Raw genomic sequence first — 18707 nt, 5'->3', positions numbered from 1 at the left:
AAAGGCCGAGCGATGCCGAAGGCGCGGAGCGCCGTTTGACCGGTTCACTCGTCCGTCGGGTCGCCATCGCTTTCCGCTCGAGCGTCCCTGACTCTCCAGTGCGTGGACCACCCCCGATACCGTCGTTACTCGGGAATCGTGTCGCGGAACGTCTCCGGATCGTCGTGGAAACAGTCGCCGACGACGACGGCGTCCGCGCCGGCCTCGAGAATCTCCGTCGCTTTCTGCTGACTGTCGATCCCGCCGCCGTAGAGCAGCGTCGTCTCCTCGAGGTAGCGAGCGGCGGCCGCGACGTCTTCGGGGCCGCCGTAGGTGCCGGAGTACTCGACGTAGAAGATCGGGAAGCCGTAGAACGTCTCCGTGGCGAGCGCAGCGCCGGCGACCTGTTCGGGCGTGTAGGTGGTATCGACCCCCGAGGTCGTCGCCGCCGCCGACTCGAGGTGCTGGACCACGTACCCCTCGCCGATCAGGTTCGTCGCGAGTTCGGAAATCGCGTCGATACCTTTCGACGCGATGAGGTCGCCGACGACCGGGAGACTGGAGCCGATCAGTTCACCGGGCTTGCGTCCGACCTGCGTGAAGAGATCGACGTGTTTCCCCACGAAATGCTCCCGATCACCGTTGTAGACGGCGGGAATCGAGAGGTAATCGGCCGCCTCGATCGTCTCCCGAGAAACGTGCGCCGAACTGTACGGTTCCTGAAAGACGGGCAGCTCCGGAAACCGCTCTTTCATCGCCCGAATCGCCTCGAGCGTGTTCGCCTCGGTAACGTCGTCGGAGCCGCCGACGATCACCAGATCGGTCCCGGAGAGGACGGTGAGATCCGACGGTAGCGGCTTCGCCGGATCGACCTTCGTGACGTGGGTGATCCCGTCCCAGTCGATATCCATGGACACACCTTCGAAGAACTAGCTGAATTTCCTGTCGGTTTCGGCGAACGGCGGGCGACCCCGGTTACTCTTCGAGCGGCGTCCCGTCGATCCCCTTCGCTCCCTCGGAGTCGTGGACGACGACCTCGCCCGGATCCGGGACCGCAGGCTCGTACGTATCCCGAACGTCGATCGCTTCCTCGAGTTCCCGAACTGCGCGCGTTTTCAGCGCGCGGGCGAGATCCTCGGCGTCCTCGCGGGAGATCTCCCGGCCCAACCCTTCGCACTCGTGGGCGCGAACGACGCCGGCCTCGTCGACGGCCTCGCCCATCGGCTGGCTGGTTCCCGCGAGGGCGACGCTGAAGGGGTACGTTTGGCAGATCAGCGGGCGGTCGTCGTGGGCGGCGCAGGCACCGACGCCGTCGTTCTCTTCGTAGAACGTACAGTCGCCGCAGCTGTCGGTCTGGAGCGCCCACTCGAACGTCTCGCCCTCGAGGCCCCCGTCGTCGCTCTCCGAGAGGCCGTACGGCATCGGACGGGCGACGTCGCGCCAGTCGTACTCCCCCTCGTAGTCGTCGCTCGCCTCGAGGTCGCGCACCTCGTCGGGGAACACCGTCGCGGTGTGTTCGTCCTCGTCCGTCCCCGTACAGCACGCGCCACACCGCGTACATTCGAAGCCGATCGACTCGATAGCGTCCGCGAGATCCTCGACCGCGAGCTGGCGCGCGTCTTCGAGTTCGGCTTCGAGCGATTGCACGACTACACCTACGCCTCGACGCGGATAAGTCGGTCGCTCACGGCCGTCCGTCGTGAGGAAACCGACGGGCTCGCCGTCGGTTTCCACCTGCGACTGTCGCTCGGGGCGAGACGCACTGACCCGCCAGCCCCCGGCAAAACCGTTACCATCCCTCGTGGCCTATGGTGGCTAATGCCCTCACTGAACGACGAGATGGCCGACGTCCAGGCGGAAATCGACGAGGTGAGAGAACGCATCCGAGAGGACGTTCCCCAACTCTTCGACTTCGACGTCGTCGTCGGAACGATCGACTACAATACGAACAACAACAGCGTGACCGCCACCGTCGAGCCCAGTTCCGAAGCGCGGACGCAGCTCTCGGAGCGATTCGGCGGCGTGAAGGTGAAGATGGACGATCAGATGCGCTTCGAGTTCCAGTTCACGAGCAACGAGTAGCGTCCGCCTCGACTCGACGCGGTCTCGCTCGCCCATCGCTCCACGTCACTCGCCCCTCGACGGCGAGTTTCTCGAGGTGTGCCGCGACCGTCGCTCTCGCGAGGTCACGGACGCCGGAGAGCTCCTTCTCGTAGGCCGCCTCGAGGATCTGCTCGAGCGACTCCGCGCCGTTTTCGACCGCTTCGAGGATCCGCTCCTCCCGGCGCTGGCGATGGGTGAGCAGTCGATCGAGCGTCTCTCGAGGCGCGTCGATCTCGGGACCGTGGCCCGGCCACAGAACCGGCGGCTTTTTCGCCCGGAGCCGACGCAGCGTCGTCACGTACGCGCGCATATCGCCCTCGGGCGCGCCGACGACGACGCTTCCCTCGCGGACGGCGCAGTCGCCACAGAGGATCGGTCCGTCGCGACCGGCCTCGAGGGCGACGTGGTCGGGCGCGTGTCCGGGTGCGTCGAGGATCCGAACGCGGTCGTCGCCGAGCGCGATCGTCGTCCCCGGCGTAACCGTCCGGTCTGGCTCGAGACCAGTTGCGTCACGAAAGCGCTCGACGCGACCGTATCGCGCCCACACCGTCGCGTCCGTTTCGTCGGCGTACGCCGCGACGGCACCCACGTGGTCGGGGTGGGTGTGCGTGACGAGGATGTGTGCGACGGTCCGCTCGCCGACCAACCGGTCGAGTTCGTCCGTCCTCGCTGCGGGATCGACCAGTACGGCCGGGTCGCGGCCGAGCAAATACGCGTTGGTCGTTCCGGTCGGAGCGCGCGTCGCGACCGGGACCGAACACCGTTTGACGTCCATGTCTCGAGGATACCGCCGCGCGAAAAAACGTGTGTCGGAGATCGACGTGACCGGTGCCGGCGGACCACCCCGTCCGTCCCGTGGGATGTAGATCGAGTCGCCGGATAGCCGATCAGTGCGTGAGGAAGTAGACCTGTTTGCGGGCGTCGCGGAAGCTGTATCGAGATCCGACGAGGCCGACGTCCTCGAGTCGGTTGAGCGCGTAGCGAACGGTACGGTCGGGAAGCAGCGATTCCTCGGCGAGTTGTCCCTGCGAGAGCGGCGAATCGGTCTCTAAAACCTTCGCGACGAGTTTCGCGCTCGGCGGCAACTCGCGAAGCCGATCGCGGTATTCGTCTTCGGAGAGGGTTTCCTCGGCGGCGGCACGGTCCTCGGCTGTACTCATGCTCATACCTACGTCAGCGGAATCGGCAGTGGTAAAGCTTCCCTATATGTAGATACGAATAATCCAGTTTGTATAAGGTATATGAATGAGGTATTAACACAGGTCGTTAGATCGACGCGTCGTCTCTCGATTGCGTTTATATACGCCTCGCTCAGCGTGCGCGACTTCCCCGGAGAGCTGTCAACAACCACGGACGCTGACTGGTCACTGGAATCGAATGGCGTCTCGAGATCCCCGTTGGATCTGCCGGCCAACCCGGTGCCGGGTATCGGCTGTTCGTAGATGGACTCCAGTATCGTTTTATCCTCCGGCTACTGTAGTTGCGCCCAGTGTGAAAGGACAGGAGTGGTACCAAGCCGACGATGTCGCCGAGGAATACGACAACAAGCGCTTCTCCAAGGGCGGACAGCTGATCGACCGCCGGGAGAAAGAAGCCGTCCTCGAGGCCATCATGCCCGTCGAGGACCAGAACATCCTCGAAATCGCCTGTGGTACCGGGCGGTTTTCGGTGATGCTTGCCGAGCAGGGCGCTGACGTTGTCGGACTCGATATTTCGGCGGCGATGTTACAGCAGGGCCGCAAGAAGACCCAGAACGTCGCACTCGAGGGGACGCTCGAGTTCCTTCGCGGCGACGCGGGGCGACTGCCGTTTCCGGACGATCACTTCGATACGGTCATCGCGATGCGGTTTTTCCACCTCGCGGACGACCCGGAGGCGTTTCTCGAGGAGATGAACCGGGTGTCCTCCGAGCAGATCGTCTTCGATACGTTCAACCGATTTAGTTCCCGCAGCGTCTACAACTGGGCGTTGCCGATGGGGTCCCGACTCTACTCGAAGAGCGAAGTGGCCGTCCTGCTTGCAAAGACGAACCTCACGCTGGTCGACGTCGAGGACGATTTCATCGTTCCCTACGGACTCTACCGATCGATACCGAACAGCCTGGCCTCGCCGATTCGAACGCTCGACGAGGCGATCGGCAACCTCCCCGTGAGCGACCACCTCGCATCGGTCTCGTACTGGAACACGCGAGTGCGGTAGACGGCAGGCGAGCCCGTTGCAGCCCCGAGTGCCGAAACGAGTTCTTCTGCCGGGATGGTGTGGCGGTTCCCGGGTTCACTGCCAGCGGCGTGACGAATGGTAGCCAGTGGCGTCTGCTCTCGGCGACGAACCCCCCTAATTTTACTATCAACGAATTCTATCACGGGGTATGGAGCTCTCGGTAGTGGTATCGACGCTCAACGACCGGGAGCGATTGCTGTCGTGTCTCGACGCGCTCGCGGAACGAACGCCACCGTCAACAGAGGTCATCGTCGTCAACGGCCCCTCCTCGGACGGTACGACCGGCGTGGTCCGCGAACGAACCGACGTCGACGTGCTCGTCGAAATCTCCGAACGGAACCCCAACGTCTCGCGGAACACGGGCTTTCGGACCGCCACGGGCGACACCGTCGCCTTCCTCGACGGCGAGTACGCCGTCGAACACAGCTGGTACGACGCCATCGATCGGTCGATCGCCGACGGGGCGGACGTCGTCACCGGCCCCGTGACCGGCGGGGGCACCGATTACGATCTCCGGACGCCGCGGACCGTCGCCGGCCGCGACGTGATTCACTTCGACGGCGACAACGTCGCGTTCGACCGAACCGTCCTCGAGGCCCTCGACGGGTTCGACGAGTATCTCGAGGTCGGCGGCGAACGGGACTGTGCGCATCGCGTTGCCGGGTTCGGCTTCGACACCGTGTGGGACGCGGAACTGGCCGCGAGATGCGAGGTCGGAACCGACGGCGGCCAGCCCGATCCCGACTGGGGCGCGACCTACTGCTCACTCTCGTATCGACTCGCGAAGAACTACGGGCCGCGACCGACCGTCGGCGCTCGCGTAGTCGGAAGTGCCCTCCGGGACGGCTTCGCGGGCGTTCGAGGCGTCCTCAGCGGAGACGAAACGCCGACGGGGTGGATTTCCAATGGTACCGACGTCATCTCGAGCGCTGCCCGCGGGGTGCGCGACGGACTCCGCGCTCGCTACGCCGATCGGTCGGCTCAACGGAACCCGAACGGGCTCTCGGCCCGACACGACCGAGCGGTGCAGCTGTACGATTGGCGGTAGCGCTTCTCTCGTCCTCGATACCGATACTCCGCCGTGCTGGGAGCAGTAGCGACCGAAGAACTCCGGCATTCGGTTCTGGATGTGACGGGACGACGCGTGCTCAGGCCTCGAGAACTTCATACGAGACGTCCGCGTCCCGGAGCGCGTCGGTGACGCGGCCGACCTCGTTGGTCGTCACAACCGCGGTTACCTCGAGGCCCCGTTCAGCGCCCTCGGCGGCGACGTCGCCCGCTGCGAACGTGATGGCCGGTTCGATTCCGGCCTGTCGACAGGCGACGACCGCTTCGACGCCGGTGGCGGCGACGAGGTCCGCGTCGCCGCAGGCGTCGGTGACGGTCTCCTGGGCGACGGCGCGACTCCCGCCGGTGCGGACGGTCGGCACCTGCAAGACCGTCACGGAGCCGGGTGCCAACTCCATGACGCCCTCGAAGCTCGTCACGCCGACGTCGGTGCCGGCCTCGGCGTCGGTCGTCGCGACGCCGGTTGCCGGTCCGTCGCTGCCGGGGCTCGCGTGGAGCAAGCCGTCCCTGACGGAGAGCGAAACGGTCTGGCCCTCCGTGATCTCCTCGGTCGCGATGTAGGCGGCCTCGCTCATCGCGCCGAGGACGTCCCCCGTGACGTGATCGGCGAATCGACGGACGTCGTCGGCGGCCCGAAAGAGCCAGTCGACGCCCTCCTGCGTGACGCGGTAGCGCGACCGTCCCTCTTTCTCGACGAGGCCCTCGTCGACGAGTTCGCGGATGTACTCGCTGACGGCTTGGCTCGTCACGCCGACTTCCTCGGCGATCTCACCCTGACTGACGGCCGGTTGGCGCTCGGCGATCTGGACGAGGATCCGAAAGCGCGTCGCGGCTCGCTTGTTGTCGAGGACGTCGACCATACGCCTACCCTTGCCCGACCGAGACAAAAAGGTACGCGGTCGCGGACGGCTCTGCGCACGTCGAACGTCGCTCGAGCGTCCCCCGAGTGAGAGTCCCTCGGACGTTCGGTCTCGGTCCCGGCTGCACGCTCGCGGCCGCGGTCGGGCGATCGATGAGGCGTCAAGTTGATAGCGCAAGCGTGCTTCAGTCTTTCATGAATATGCCGTCAGTTCCTGTCGCGACCGACGCGGCGTCGGTCGTCGGCATCGAGCGTGCAAGTACGACACTGACACCGGCGATTTTCGGTTCGATCCAGCTGACTGACGTGCTGGCCTGGGTCGCGATCGCCGCGTTCTTCGGGGCGTTGCTCCTCCGGTGGCAGGGCGCACTCGAGCCAGCGCGCGCGCTCGCGACGGGCGCGTGGGTCGCCTTCGGCGTCTTCTGGCTGACGATGGTGCCGTACTACTACTACGAGATGCAAAGTCCCCTGCAGACGCTGCTGGCGGTCGCCGCGCTCCCGCTGTGTGCCTACGCCGGCTACCTCCTGTGGGGTGGCCGCGATTCGCTGTTCCTCTTGACGAAGGCCATCGCGTTCATGGGGCTGATCTATCTGCCGGTGGAAACGATCCCGTTCGTCCGAACGTGGCTGATCGAGACGACGGCGGCCCAGACCCACTACGGGATGGAGCTACTGGGTCACAGCCCCGGCCTGGTCGAGGGCGCAAACGGCTACGAGAGCAAGTTCGACTTCGACCCCGAGGAGACGGTGACGGGACGGACGACCTACATCATCCTCGCCTGCACCGGGATCGGGAGCATGGCCATCTTCGGCGGCCTGATCGCCGCCGTCAAGGCCCCCCTCAAGCGGAAGGTGACGGCCTTCTCGATGGCTATCGGCGTCATCTGGTTTCTCAACCTCATTCGCAACGTCTTCATCGGACTGGCGTCACCGTGGGGATGGTTCCAGCAGGGGTGGCTCGTCTCGTTCATGACGACCTACATGGGCGCGGAACCGAGCCGCGTCTCCTTCCTCGTCGCGCACAACTACATCGCCCAGACGCTGTCCGTCGTCGCGCTCATCGGAATTACGTACCTCCTCATCAAAATCGTGCCCGAGATCTTAGAGCCCCTCGAGGAGGTGCTCTTCATCCTCACCGGCACCGAGTACGACCTCTTCGACGCGCTCGGCAAGACGGATGTGCGCGCCGACGGCGGCTCCGGACGCGCCGACCCCGATCAACAGCAGTGACCGCCCCCGTCGATCTCGCCGTCTCGCCGGTCGAACGCGCGCTGTTCGTCCCCGACGCCGACGCGCTCGTCATCGCGGACATCCACCTCGGACGGGCCGCCGCCTCGAGCGTCGACGCACCGATCGCCGACGGGGCGGACAGTTGCGAGCGCCTCGAATCTCTCCTCTCCCGAACGGAGCCGTCCACGGTCGTCGTCGCGGGCGACCTGTTACACGCCTTCCACCGGGTGCCGCGGGGCGTCGAGCGCGACCTGGCCGCGCTCGAGGCGGCGGTCGAGGCGGCCGGTGCATCGCTCGTCGTCACGCCCGGCAACCACGACACGATGCTCGAGGACGTCTTCGACGGGAACGCGGCCGCCGCGTATCGCCTCGCGGACGGCGAGACGGTCGTCTGCCACGGCCACGAACGCCCGGAGATGGACGCAGCCCGGTACGTCATCGGCCACGACCACCCGGCGCTCTCCATCGAGGGGCGCAAGCGCCCGTGTTTCCTCTACGGCCCCAACGCTTCCGAGGGGGCAGACGTGATCGTCTGCCCCGCGTTCACGACGCTCGCGGCGGGTGCGACCGTCAACGGCATGCGCGCTCGGGATTTTCAGTCGCCGCTGGTCGCCGACCCGGACTCGTTTCATCCCGCCGTCTGGGACGACTCGAGCGAGGAGGCGCTGTGGTTTCCACCGCTCGGGGCGTGCCGACGGTTCCTGTGAATTTATAGACGTGTAGGGGAACCAATCGGCTATGCTGACCCCGCCGTCCACGACCGCCCAGCAAAAGCGATACGGCCATCTGCTGGTCGGGACGGGTATCGTCCTCGCTATCGCGTTCACCGTCCGAAATGTCACCGCCGGCGACCCGTGGACCCGTTGCTCGGCGTCTTCCTCGTCACGGGCGTTCTGGTCGCCGTCGGCATGCGCGACGTGATCCTTGCTCGACGGGGAACGCTCCTTCTCGACGGGCGAACGCGCCGCTCGCATTACCGGGCCGGGTACGTCGCGTTCGTCGTCCTCTTCGTCGTGATCGGCTCCGACGCGACGTTCGATGTGCTCGGAGCGAACGCGGCCGCGATCTACCTGTGGACCGGATTGCTGGCGTATCTCGGTTCGCTCGAGTACCACAGGCGCACCGCTTCCGGGTGCATCGTCACCGCTGGTCGAAGTTGGCGACCGTCACCGTGATAGATCCTCGAGCACCGCTTTCGCGGCGTCTCGACCGCTTCGCATCGCCCCCTGGATCGACGACCAGCGGGTGTAGTCGCCGGCCAGATAGACCGTCCCGTCGGGGGAACGAGCGTCCGGAAGTCGGTCGTGGATCCCCGGCGGCTGGTCGAACTGAGCGAACGGAATTCGGTCGGTGTGGACCGTCTCGAGGGCGTCGAACCGTCGGTCCGGATACCACGACTCGAGGGTGATCTGCGTCCGCCGAGCCAGTTCCGAATCGCTCGCTTCGGATTCGCCGAGGTACGTCGCGCTGATAAGGGTCGCGTCGGCGGGCGCGTACTCGGGAGCAACGGCGCTGTGCGGGACGACGTGGTTCGGCCCGTCGTCGTCGACCGCGTTGAGCAGGAGTCGTTTGCCGGTCTCGAGGGATTCGTCTCCCGACAGCGCGTAGTACTGCGTGACGCAGGCCCGCGCGGCGGTCGGGATCGACTCGACCCCCGTCAGCTCTCGGGCGGCCGGCGGATCGGTCGCGACGACGACCGCGTCCGCCTCGTAGTTGGTGCCGTCGGCCGTCGTGACTCTCGGTGACGAACCGGCGCTCGAGACCGCGTCGACAGCCGCTTCGGTCTCGATCCGTCCGCCGACGGCCCGCACGCGATCGGCGAGTTGCGCCGGAATCGCTCCCATCCCCGCGGCCGGGACCGCAGCCCCGCCCGCCGCGAGGGTTCGGAAGGTGTACTCGAAGACGCGACTCGAGGTCGACAGCGACCGATCGAGGGTGATCCCGCCGTAGAAGGGGGCGACGAAACGGTCGATGAACCCCGCCGAGAAGCCGCGCTCGAGCAGATAGCGCTCGATCGACTCGTCCGCATCGCGCGCACGATTGTCGCCGTCGAAGAACCGATCCGGATCGGTTCCGCGCAGTTCCCACCAGAGGCGAGCGACGCGGAGTCGGTCACCGATCGTGATATCGGGATTGAGCAGCGTCGCGGGTATCGTTCCCGGCCGCTGGCGCGGGTCGGCGAGCACGGAGCGGCGACCCGGTCGCGCGATGGTCGCACCCGAGGTGAACCGCCGCAGGTCGAGCGCCTCGAGGTCGAGTTCCCGCTCGACCGCTGGATAGGCGGGGAAGAGGACCTGAAAACCCCGGTCGAACCGGTATCCGTCTCGCTCGAGCGTTCGGACGCGACCGCCGACGGACTCGGCGCGCTCGAGGAGGGTCGCGCCGACCCCGCCGCCGGCGAGGTGGCGCGCGGCGACGAGTCCGGCGAGTCCGCCGCCGACGACGATCACCCGTGGCGTCGACTGCATACGCGGATGGACGGGATCGATGCACAAAACCGTAGAGCCAAACGACCCACACTTCGGGTTGGGGTATCCACGCGGTACGTTGCTTCGGTATCCGGATCGCCACCTCCGACGGTGTCCAGGCGATTCAGTGATCGGTCAGTAGCCGTAACGCGAGACCGATCAGGATCACGACCGCGCCGGCTATCGTCGCGATCGGTGGAATCGGGATGAACAGCAGCACGATACCGGCGAGGATGACGATCGTCGACAGTCTGACCATACGGAGTTTCGGGTGGGGCGACAGATAGCGTTACGGCCGGCATTACCAGCGGTACAAAAGACGACTCGGTCCGGGGATCTCGAGATTTTTCGGCGGAGATCGATCATCCCTATACTCCCGCGTGCCGTGGCCGACGTATGGTCGACGCAGCCATCACGCCGATCGATCGCGGCACGATCACCACCGATACGAACAACATCATCGAAGGGGGTACGCTGGGGACGGCGGACGACCCGAACCCGGAGACGACGATGGGCGACGGTCCGGTCTACAACGTCGTGATCGACCATCCCGAGGCGACGATCCTCTGGGATACCGGCTCTCACCCGGAGGCCGATTCGGGCCACTGGCCCGCCGACCTCTACGCCGCCTTCGAGCACACCGGTCTCCGACCGCTCGAGGACGACCTCGCCGACGCCGGCTACGACGTTTCGGACATCGACGCGGTGATCCAGACCCACCTCCACCTCGACCACGCGGGCGGTCTCTCCGCCTTCGCGGACACCGACGTCCCGATCTACGTCCACGAGCGCGAACTCAAGTACGCCTACTACAGCGCCAAGACCGACGCGGGCGACGAGGCCTACGTCGCTGGCGACTTCGACTACGATCTGAACTGGCAGGTCGTCCACGGCGACCGCGAACAGCACTTCGAAGACCTCGAGTTCGTCCACCTGCCCGGCCACACGCCCGGTCTGCTCGGCGTGCGACTCGAACTCGACGACGCGGGAACCGTGATCCTCGCCGGCGATCAGGCCTACACGCGGGCGAACTACCGCGACGAACGACCGATGGGCGGTCAGTTGCTCTGGAGCAAACGCCACTGGCTCGAGAGCCTGCGCACCGTCAAGGACCTCGAGCGTCGCCACGACGCGACCGTCATCTGCGGCCACGACGGCGACGACCTCGAGACGCTACGAGGGCTGTAGTCCGCCGCTCGAGCGTAACGCCGGAGTCACGGTTCGAACGAACCACGAACTCACGCCGTTTCGAGGCCGATACGGCTTTGCCTCTCCCGACGACGGTAGCAGTATGGGTAGCGCCGACGGTCAGACCGATCCCGAGTTTCAGCCCGTCTTCGAGAACCGCGTCAGATTCGCCGAAACCGACCAGCAGGGAATCGTCTTCTACGGCGAGTACTTCACCTTTCAGGACGAGACCGTCTCCCAGTTCTTCCGAGAGATCGACTACAGCTACGAGCGGATGGCGGCCGACGGCTGGCAGGTCCACGTCGTCAACGCAGAACTAAACTACCGCGACGCGGCCGAGTTCGGCGACGTGCTCGTCAACGAACTGCGCGTCGCCGAGATGGGGACGGCAAGTATCGCGTTCGAGTACCGCGTGAAACGGAGCGCTGACGGCCGCCTGCTCGCCGACGGCAGCGTCACGCAGGTCGCCGTCGACCTCGAGACCGAGGAGCCGATCGCCGTGCCCGAGGAATTTCGCGAGGCGGTCGCGGCGTTTCAGGGGAGTCTCGAGACGGACGACTAACGGCTGGGCGACGCGGAATTCGGGTCGACCGATAGCAGAGGAAGCACCGTGATCAGTGAACGCCGACGTACGCCTCGCGAACGTACTCGTTGTCGTGGAACTCCTCGTGCGTTCCCGCCAGTTCGATCTCGCCAGTTTCGATCAGCGAGAGGCGGTCGGCGTGACGGAGCGCGAACGTCGAGTTCTGTTCGGCGAGCAAGATCGTGAGCCCCTCCTCCTCGTTTAGCGTCTCGAGTGCGTTGCCGATGTCCTCGATGATGACCGGCGCGAGGCCGAGCGTCGGTTCGTCGAGCATCAGCAGTTCGGGGTCGCTCATCAGCGCCCGCCCGACGGCGAGCATCTGCTGTTCGCCGCCGCTCATGGTTTCGGCTTCCTGTTCGCGGCGTTCGTCCAGCCGCGGGAACAGGTCGTAAACCATGTCGAGGTCGTTCTGGACCGCCTCGCGGTCGTCGCGGAACTGCGCCCCCATCAGGAGGTTCTCGTGGACCGAGAAGAACGGGAACAGATCCCGATCCTCGGTGCAGTAGATCAGTCCGTCGTGGACGCGCTGTTGCGGGCCGACCGTCGCCAGATCCGTTCCGTCGTACCGGACCGTTCCCTCGTAGTCGAGGAACCCGGCGACGGCGTTCAGCATCGTCGTCTTGCCGGCACCGTTCGGGCCGATCACGCCGTAGATTTCTCCCCGTTCGATCGACAGCGAGATGCCGTGCAGCGCGTGTGACTTGCCGTAGTAGACGTCGAGATCCCGAACGTCGAGTATCGTGTCCGTCATTATATCCCCTCCCCGGCGAGGTAGGCCTTCTGGACGCGTTGGTTCTCGGCGATCTCCTCGGGGGAGCCCGCCGCGAGTTTTTCACCGTTGTTGAGCACGACGACGCGATCGACGAGGTCCATCAGTCCCCCCATGTTGTGGTCGACGACGACCATCGTCATCCCTTCCTCGCGGAAGCGCTCGATCTGCGCGGCGAGTTCGTCGATCTCGGCCTGGTTCATCCCGGCGAAGGGCTCGTCGAGCAACAGCATCTCCGGCTCGGTCGCCAGCGCCTTGGCGATCTCGAGCCGTCGCACGTCCGCGTGGGCCAACTCGTCGGGCATCTCGTGAAGTTTGTCTTCGATGTCGATTCGCGCGGCGTACTCGTAGATCTCTTCGTCGGTGGCACCACCGTGCAACGAGCGGACGCTGTTCGGAAGCGTGAACAGCTTGATGTTGCCGGCGACGGGATAGAGATCGATCGGATTCGACTCCTGAGAGACCCGCGACAGACCCTTGTTAACGACTTTGTGGGTCCTGTCGTCGGTGATCTCGTCCCCGTTGAACGTGACCGTCCCCTCGGTGACGTCGTAGATACCCATGATGCAGTTGAACACCGTCGACTTGCCCGAGCCGTTCGGACCGATCAGGCCGACGATCTCGCCCGCTTCGACGTCGAGCGAGACGTCGTCGACGGCGACGAGTCCGCCGAATCGTTTCGTCAGGTTCTCGACCGTGAGGACGCTCATTCGGACTCACCTCGAACGGCTCCGAGCCGATGCCAGATCATTCTGAACAGGCCGTCCCGTGCGAACACGAGCACGAGTAAGACCAGTCCCCAGAGGAAGAGGTATCGAACCGGCGTCGAGAATCCGTGGAAAATCTGGTGGTTGAGGAACTCGAAGAAGAACGCGCCCCCGAGCGGTCCCAGGATCGAACTCATGCCGCCGATGACGGCCATTGCGATCATCTCGATACTGTTGTCGACGATGACGAAGGTATCCGGATCGACGTTGCCGGTAAAGCCGACGAGGAGCACCCCGCCGATCCCCATCGGAATCGAACTGAGCGCGAACGACCAGATCTTGAACTTCGTGGGGTTGATCCCGGCGGCGGAGACCGCCGCTTCGTTCTCCCGAATGGCAACGAGGATCATCCCGAGGTTCGACCGCGCCATGAACGTCAGCGCCAGCGCGATGAGGAGCATCGGGATGACCATGTAGTAGTACCGCACGACCGGATCCCAGGTGAAGACATCCGGGTCGCCGAAGCCGGGGATCCCACCCAGCCAGCCGTACGCGGTCGTCAACCTGTAGAACAGGAGCACGGCGACGAACGTGATCAGCGAGAAGTACGGTCCCTCGAGCCGAAGCGTCGGCAGTGCGACCAGCAGGCCGACCACGAGCGCCGCCAGGACCGAAAGCGGTCCGGTAATCCAGATCGACAGCTCCGGATCGACGTGAACGATGAGGAGCGCCGTCGTGTAGCCGGCCGCTCCCGACAGGACGGAGTGGCCGAAGCTGATGTAGCCGGTGTAGCCGCTCTGGATGTCCCAACTCATCGCGAAGATGGCCCAGATGCTGGCGAGCGCCAGCGTCCGCAAGAGGCCGCCGCCGACCAGCGGGCCGACCGCCGGTGCCCAGACGCCCGCGGTAAGGAGCGCGACGACGCTGACGAGGATCAGCGCGAACTGCAGTCCCGTCATCGCTCCGAAGTACGGTCCGAGCAGTCGGTTGTATGCGTTCGAGGCGGGCTCGAACGCCCGATCGACCGGCGCAAGCAGGCGATCGAGCGCTCGGCCGATCGGCAGCAAGACCCGCCGTCGAGCCGTGCCGCCGATGGTTTGTGCGAACCGTTGCACCGCGCTGCCGGCGGTATCGAGGCGTCCCGACACCGTCGAGAGTACCGTCGTGAAGAGTAGAATCGTGCTAATCATGGACGAACTCCCTCCCGTAGAGACCCTGTGGCAACAGGAGCAAGAACAGGACGAGAACAACCAGCGAGAGGATGCCTCTGAAACCCTGTCCGATGAAGGTGACCGTGAACTGTTCTAGGAATCCGATGAAGTACGCCGCGATGACGGACCCCTTGATCGATCCGATCCCGCCGATAACGACGATGATGAACGCCAGTGCGAGCGGGTTGAGCCACATGAGTGGCGTTGCGCTCCCCGTCGAACCGAGGAAGATACCGGCGATCCCGGCGAGCGCTCCGGCGATGAGCCACGTCTTCGAACGGACCGAGTGCAGATCGACGCCGGTCAGTTGCGCGCCACGTTCGCTCATCGAGGCCGCGAGAATCGACCGGCCGTCGTCGGTATTTGTGATGTAATACCACAGTAGCCCGATCACGATCCACGAGACGACGAATCCGGCGAACTCGACGTACCGGGGTCGAGCGTTGAACCCGTAGGGCTCGAGATTTATCGCTCCCCCGATCAACGTCATTCCGATCGGCGAACTGCCGAACCAGTAGATGACGAGTTCCGTCGAGGCGACCGCCACGACGACCGTCGCCAGGAACGTTATCACGACGTTCTCTTCGACCCATCGAACGAGTCCCTGATACAGCCCCCACGAGAGACCCGCAATACCCAGGACTGCGAGAGGGAACGCGATCACGGGATGTATCGAGATCCAGGAAACGGTCGTCTCCCTCACGAGGATCGCAAACAGGTACGCACCGGCCATGATCAAGGCACCGTGGGCGAGGTTCAGAATACCCCCGACGCCGAAGATCATGGTAAACCCGATGGCGATCAGTGCGTAGACGGCGCTGATCATCGCCCCCTGAAGTACCAACGTCCCAATGTCTCCGAGCATTGCTTACTGCATCCAGCGAGGCATCTGGTGTTCTGCAGTGCGGTGCTTCTCGGGGTAGACGCACTCGATTTCTTCGATCCCCGTCCATTGAGTCATGGGGTAGTTCGTAATGGTGCCGTCTTCGCGTTCCTCCTGAACATCGTGGGGATAGTCGGAATCCTCTCCGTAGAAGGTAACCTGACCGGCGACGCCAGTGAAGTCGATGCCGAGCATCGCGGCGACGAAGTCGTCGAGATTGTCTCGCGTGTTCGTCGTCTCGATTTCGTCGACGACCTCCTTGAAGACGGAGATCCCGTCATAAGTGTTGAATCCCATGTACATCGGCGCTCGAGTCGGGTAATCCTCCTCGTCCTGGTAGCGATCGGCGTAATCCTGAACGAACGGCTGTGTTCGGTCCGTGATCGGCGACACGCCGGCGGCACCGGACTGCGACGTCGTTTCGTAGGTTGCGGCCCCTTCGGCACCGGCGTTGTACACCGGGAGCATACTGGGGACCGACACGCCTTCGATCCCGAATTCGTACTCCGCTTCGGCCCACTGGCCCAACATCTCGCCGGCGTCTATGTGAGCGAAAAAGCGCAGAACGAAGTCGGCGTCCGAATCGTTGACGTCGCTCAGTACCGAGCTGAAATCATCGATCTCGATCGAGAGCGCATCCTCGTGAACGATCGATAATCCGCGCTCGTCGAGCAGGTCCGGGATGTGCTCCCCGAACGGCTCCGTCCACGCGGCGTTGTCACGGAGGAACGCGACCTCGTCCCAGCCGTGACGGTCGGAGAGATACGCACAGTAATCCGCGATCGACTCCGCCTGAAAATTCGAGTTGATCGGTCCGACTCGGAAGACGTTCTTGTACTCCTCGTAGTCGTCACCGACGTAGTCCGTGATCAGCCCGGGGTCGGCCGATCCTGTGATCATAAACGGCACGTCGAACTCCGACGTGAGGTCCAAGATCGACTGCGTCGTCTCGGAGTTGAACGTCCCGACGAGCACGTCCACGTCCTCCTGCTGGATGAGTTCCTCGGTAACGCTCTGCGCTTCGGACGGTTCCGTCCGCGTGTCCCTCGTTTCGAGCGTCGCTTCTTCGCCGTTGAACCCACCGTTGTCGTTGATTTCCTCGACGGCCATCTGTGCAGTTCGATCGGAACCGACTCCGAGCACGTTGTTCATGGGCGCGAGATGTCCGATCGTTAACCCGTCGTCATCGCCACCGAGACAGCCCGCAAGCACCGTCGTCATCGCACCGGCCCCGGCCGCTCCGAGGAACGTCCGTCGCCCGACCTCTCCCTTACCATATTTTCTCACTCCGGTTTTGTAGTTATCGTTGTTAGCCATTGACCATCACTCAGTTACCGAATCTCAACCCACTCTTTCTATTCACCCCTATTAAAGATGAGGGTGGGTACCACAGAACCACAGCTCGAGGTCGCCGAAGAAACGTTCACACTTACCGTTCGGACGTCTCCCGGTTCCTAACCGGGGGTTCCAAACCCGACACCGATCGGAGAACAGCGCCTATCGTAACACCTGAAACGATTCACACACCGATCGAATGGTCCGCGGTTCTCGCTCGCTTACTCACGGCTCAAAGGGCTCGCCGTCTGCTCACGGGCGCACAGCGCCCGTTCGCATGGTTCGCGGGATCGGAGATCCCGCGCTATTCGCGTTTCCGCGGTTCTCGCTCACTCCGTTCGCTCCGAACCGCGCTTCCCTCGTGCGGTCAAGTGCGCAGTGACTGTCAGTGGGTACGCTAGCTCTCGAGTTCGGCTCGCAACAACTGGTTGACGTCACCGGGATCCGCGCTGCCGCCGGTCCGTTGCATGACCTGGCCGACGAGGAAGTTGATCGCGCCGTCGTCGCCCGACTCGTAGTCCGCGACGGCGTCCGGATTCTCGTCGATCGCGTCGACGACAGCCTGCTGGACTTCGTCCCCGTCGGTCTTACCCAGTCCTTCGTCCGCGACGACCTCGTCCGGCGTCTTTCCATCGTCGAGCATCGAGCGCAACACCGTTTCGCGGGCGTTTTTCGCCGTGATCTCGTCCTCGGCGACGAGTTCGACGAGGCGCGTGACCTCCTCGAGTCGCCCCTCGATTCCCGTGATCTCCATGTCGCGGTAGTTGAGTTCGCCGAGCAGGTTATCCGCGACCCACGTGGCGGCGAGGTCGGGGTCGAACTCGCCAGCGACGTCCTCGTAGAAGTCCGCGACCTGTTTCGTCGAGGTGAGCTTCGAGGCCGCCTCCTCGCTCAGGTCGTATTCGGTCTGGAACCGCTCGCGTCGCGCGGAGGGGAGTTCCGGAATCGAGATCTCGTCCTTCCAGTGAGACACGCGAAGCGGCGGCAGGTCCGCCTCCTCGAAGTAGCGGTAATCCTTCTCCTCTTCTTTCGAACGCATCGAGACCGTGATCCCTCGAGATTCGTCCCAGTGGCGGGTCTCCTGTTCGACCGCGCGGCCGCGCCGGATCGCGTTCTTCTGGCGGGTTTCCTCGTATGCCAGGGCTTTCTGAGCCCCCTTGTGACTCGAGATGTTCTTGACCTCGGTGCGGTTGGCGGCCGCGAGCGCCTCCGCGCCGATCTCGGTGACGTCGTCGCTCTCGATCTCGTCTTCGGGGATGATCGAGAGGTTGGCATCGATCCGCAGGCTGCCGTCTCGCTCGGCGTCGAAGACGCCCAGGTACTCGAGGACCTCCTCGAGTTCGGCGAGGAACGCCCGCACCTCGTCCGGGCTGCGGAAGTCGGGTGCCGTGACGATCTCCATCAGCGGCGTGCCGGCGCGGTTGTAGTCGACGAGCGTGTAGTCGGCGGAGTCGATGCCGCCGCCGACGTGCTGGAGGCTGCCCGGGTCCTCCTCCAAGTGGGCGCGCTCGATCGCGACGGTTCGGCGCTCGCCCTCGACGGAAATCTCGAGGTCGCCGTCGGCGCAGACCGGTTCGTCGTACTGGGTGATCTGGAAGTTCTTGGGCAGGTCGGGGTAGTAGTAGTTCTTCCGGTGGAACCGGGTCTCTGCGGGGATGTCGGCGTCGATGGCCTTGCCGATCTTGACGGCGGCCTCGACGGCGGCCTCGTTGAGGACCGGGAGTGCGCCGGGGAGGCCGAGACAGACCGGACAGACGTTCTCGTTCGGCTCGTCCGTCTGGTCGGTCGAACACCCACAGAAGATCTTCGTGTCGGTCTCCAGCTGGACGTGGACCTCGAGGCCGATGACGGTCACGAGGTCGCCCTGCTGGACGGTCTGGGCAGTCATTGGAGGCGATTCGGGCCCGTGGGGGTAAAACGTAACGGGACGGACTCACGGGAGCGTTCGATCCGCTCGCGAGCGACCGGTACACCGTGGTCGGTTCGTAACGTACCATCCCAGATCTCAAACCCAGCCGGAGCGGTTGCGACGCTGGCTCTGCTAAAATTCGAGATAGCGCTCGGCACCGAAGCCGGATCGGAAACGGTTTCGAAAACAGATGAT

General features: G+C 64.6%; 21 protein-coding genes. 8 read left to right on the top strand and 13 right to left on the bottom strand.

What is annotated here, in order from left to right:
* Nucleotides 1-125: 125 nt before the first annotated feature.
* Both DWB23_RS08980 and DWB23_RS08975 read right to left on the bottom strand, forming a co-directional pair.
* Nucleotides 126-890, bottom strand: a complete 765-nt coding sequence (locus tag DWB23_RS08980) for a geranylgeranylglyceryl/heptaprenylglyceryl phosphate synthase (RefSeq protein ID WP_121742479.1) — start codon at nucleotides 888-890, stop codon at nucleotides 126-128.
* Between the two features lie 64 nt (nucleotides 891-954).
* Nucleotides 955-1626 (bottom strand): YkgJ family cysteine cluster protein, encoded by a 672-nt coding sequence (locus tag DWB23_RS08975; protein ID WP_121743058.1) that lies wholly within the window; start codon nucleotides 1624-1626, stop codon nucleotides 955-957.
* Between the two features lie 171 nt (nucleotides 1627-1797).
* On the opposite strand from DWB23_RS08975, the gene DWB23_RS08970 reads away from it, so the two are divergent.
* A complete protein-coding gene (locus tag DWB23_RS08970; RefSeq protein ID WP_121742478.1) occupies nucleotides 1798-2061 on the top strand; it encodes a hypothetical protein in 264 nt (87 codons plus the stop codon).
* On the opposite strand, the gene DWB23_RS08965 is transcribed toward DWB23_RS08970, so the two are convergent.
* Both DWB23_RS08965 and DWB23_RS08960 read right to left on the bottom strand, forming a co-directional pair.
* The gene (locus DWB23_RS08965; RefSeq protein WP_121742477.1) at nucleotides 2045-2857 is read right to left on the bottom strand and encodes an MBL fold metallo-hydrolase; all 813 of its coding nucleotides are present in this window, start codon (nucleotides 2855-2857) and stop codon (nucleotides 2045-2047) included. The two genes, DWB23_RS08970 and DWB23_RS08965, sit on opposite strands and share 17 nt — an antisense overlap.
* A 112-nt stretch (nucleotides 2858-2969) precedes the next feature.
* Entirely contained in the window at nucleotides 2970-3248 is a 279-nt protein-coding gene (locus DWB23_RS08960) for a helix-turn-helix domain-containing protein (protein ID WP_121742476.1), read from the bottom strand.
* A 325-nt stretch (nucleotides 3249-3573) separates the two neighbouring features.
* On the opposite strand from DWB23_RS08960, the gene DWB23_RS08955 reads away from it, so the two are divergent.
* A complete protein-coding gene (locus DWB23_RS08955) occupies nucleotides 3574-4281 on the top strand; it encodes a class I SAM-dependent methyltransferase (RefSeq protein ID WP_121742475.1) in 708 nt (235 codons plus the stop codon).
* A gap of 169 nt (nucleotides 4282-4450) precedes the next feature.
* Entirely contained in the window at nucleotides 4451-5350 is a 900-nt protein-coding gene (locus DWB23_RS08950; RefSeq protein ID WP_121742474.1) for a glycosyltransferase family 2 protein, read from the top strand.
* 100 nt (nucleotides 5351-5450) lie between these two features.
* Here DWB23_RS08950 and DWB23_RS08945 read toward each other — a convergent pair whose 3' ends face one another.
* Entirely contained in the window at nucleotides 5451-6230 is a 780-nt protein-coding gene (locus DWB23_RS08945; protein ID WP_121742473.1) for a DUF7839 domain-containing protein, read from the bottom strand.
* 200 nt (nucleotides 6231-6430) lie between these two features.
* Here DWB23_RS08945 and artA point away from each other — a divergent pair, with 200 nt between their 5' ends.
* The 3 genes from artA (at nucleotide 6431) to DWB23_RS08930 (ending at nucleotide 8634) form a co-directional block, all read left to right on the top strand.
* Nucleotides 6431-7459 carry an archaeosortase A gene (artA, locus tag DWB23_RS08940; RefSeq protein WP_121742472.1) on the top strand — a complete coding sequence of 343 codons (1029 nt, stop codon included), beginning with the start codon at nucleotides 6431-6433 and terminating at the stop codon, nucleotides 7457-7459.
* Entirely contained in the window at nucleotides 7456-8166 is a 711-nt protein-coding gene (locus tag DWB23_RS08935; protein WP_121742471.1) for a metallophosphoesterase, read from the top strand. Before artA ends, DWB23_RS08935 begins: the two co-directional genes overlap by 4 nt.
* A gap of 147 nt (nucleotides 8167-8313) precedes the next feature.
* On the top strand, nucleotides 8314-8634 hold the full coding sequence (locus DWB23_RS08930) for a hypothetical protein (RefSeq protein WP_121742470.1): 321 nt from the start codon (nucleotides 8314-8316) through the stop codon (nucleotides 8632-8634).
* On the opposite strand, the gene DWB23_RS08925 is transcribed toward DWB23_RS08930, so the two are convergent.
* Nucleotides 8626-9927 (bottom strand): NAD(P)/FAD-dependent oxidoreductase, encoded by a 1302-nt coding sequence (locus DWB23_RS08925; RefSeq protein WP_121742469.1) that lies wholly within the window; start codon nucleotides 9925-9927, stop codon nucleotides 8626-8628. The genes DWB23_RS08930 and DWB23_RS08925 overlap by 9 nt on opposite strands.
* Before the next feature lie 124 nt (nucleotides 9928-10051).
* Nucleotides 10052-10186, bottom strand: coding sequence for a transporter (locus tag DWB23_RS08920; protein WP_121742468.1), 135 nt, complete (start codon nucleotides 10184-10186; stop codon nucleotides 10052-10054).
* A gap of 137 nt (nucleotides 10187-10323) precedes the next feature.
* Between DWB23_RS08920 and DWB23_RS08915 the strand changes: the two genes are divergently transcribed.
* Together DWB23_RS08915 and DWB23_RS08910 are read left to right on the top strand one after the other, a co-directional pair.
* Nucleotides 10324-11115 carry an N-acyl homoserine lactonase family protein gene (locus DWB23_RS08915; protein ID WP_121742467.1) on the top strand — a complete coding sequence of 264 codons (792 nt, stop codon included), beginning with the start codon at nucleotides 10324-10326 and terminating at the stop codon, nucleotides 11113-11115.
* Nucleotides 11116-11218: 103 nt separating this feature from the next.
* Nucleotides 11219-11677 carry an acyl-CoA thioesterase gene (locus DWB23_RS08910; RefSeq protein WP_121742466.1) on the top strand — a complete coding sequence of 153 codons (459 nt, stop codon included), beginning with the start codon at nucleotides 11219-11221 and terminating at the stop codon, nucleotides 11675-11677.
* A gap of 52 nt (nucleotides 11678-11729) precedes the next feature.
* Here DWB23_RS08910 and DWB23_RS08905 read toward each other — a convergent pair whose 3' ends face one another.
* The 6 genes from DWB23_RS08905 to gatB all read right to left on the bottom strand — a co-directional run bounded on the left by DWB23_RS08905 (nucleotide 11730) and on the right by gatB (nucleotide 18491).
* The gene (locus DWB23_RS08905; protein WP_121742465.1) at nucleotides 11730-12449 is read right to left on the bottom strand and encodes an ABC transporter ATP-binding protein; all 720 of its coding nucleotides are present in this window, start codon (nucleotides 12447-12449) and stop codon (nucleotides 11730-11732) included.
* Nucleotides 12449-13177, bottom strand: a complete 729-nt coding sequence (locus tag DWB23_RS08900; protein ID WP_121742464.1) for an ABC transporter ATP-binding protein — start codon at nucleotides 13175-13177, stop codon at nucleotides 12449-12451. The genes DWB23_RS08905 and DWB23_RS08900 overlap by 1 nt, the downstream gene beginning before the upstream one ends.
* On the bottom strand, nucleotides 13174-14364 hold the full coding sequence (locus DWB23_RS08895; protein WP_121742463.1) for a branched-chain amino acid ABC transporter permease: 1191 nt from the start codon (nucleotides 14362-14364) through the stop codon (nucleotides 13174-13176). Before DWB23_RS08895 ends, DWB23_RS08900 begins: the two co-directional genes overlap by 4 nt.
* Complete coding sequence (locus tag DWB23_RS08890; RefSeq protein ID WP_121742462.1) at nucleotides 14357-15250, bottom strand: branched-chain amino acid ABC transporter permease; 894 nt, start codon at nucleotides 15248-15250, stop codon at nucleotides 14357-14359. The genes DWB23_RS08895 and DWB23_RS08890 overlap by 8 nt, the downstream gene beginning before the upstream one ends.
* A 3-nt stretch (nucleotides 15251-15253) precedes the next feature.
* Entirely contained in the window at nucleotides 15254-16489 is a 1236-nt protein-coding gene (locus DWB23_RS08885) for an ABC transporter substrate-binding protein (RefSeq protein WP_121743057.1), read from the bottom strand.
* A 511-nt stretch (nucleotides 16490-17000) separates the two neighbouring features.
* Nucleotides 17001-18491 carry an Asp-tRNA(Asn)/Glu-tRNA(Gln) amidotransferase subunit GatB gene (gatB, locus tag DWB23_RS08880; RefSeq protein ID WP_121742461.1) on the bottom strand — a complete coding sequence of 497 codons (1491 nt, stop codon included), beginning with the start codon at nucleotides 18489-18491 and terminating at the stop codon, nucleotides 17001-17003.
* Nucleotides 18492-18707 lie beyond the last annotated feature (216 nt).

The sequence above is a fragment of the Natronorubrum halophilum genome, from assembly GCF_003670115.1.
GTDB lineage: Archaea > Halobacteriota > Halobacteria > Halobacteriales > Natrialbaceae > Natronorubrum > Natronorubrum halophilum.
The sequence above is the reverse complement of the archived record's forward strand: the minus strand, read 5'-3'. Positions and strand labels throughout refer to the sequence as shown.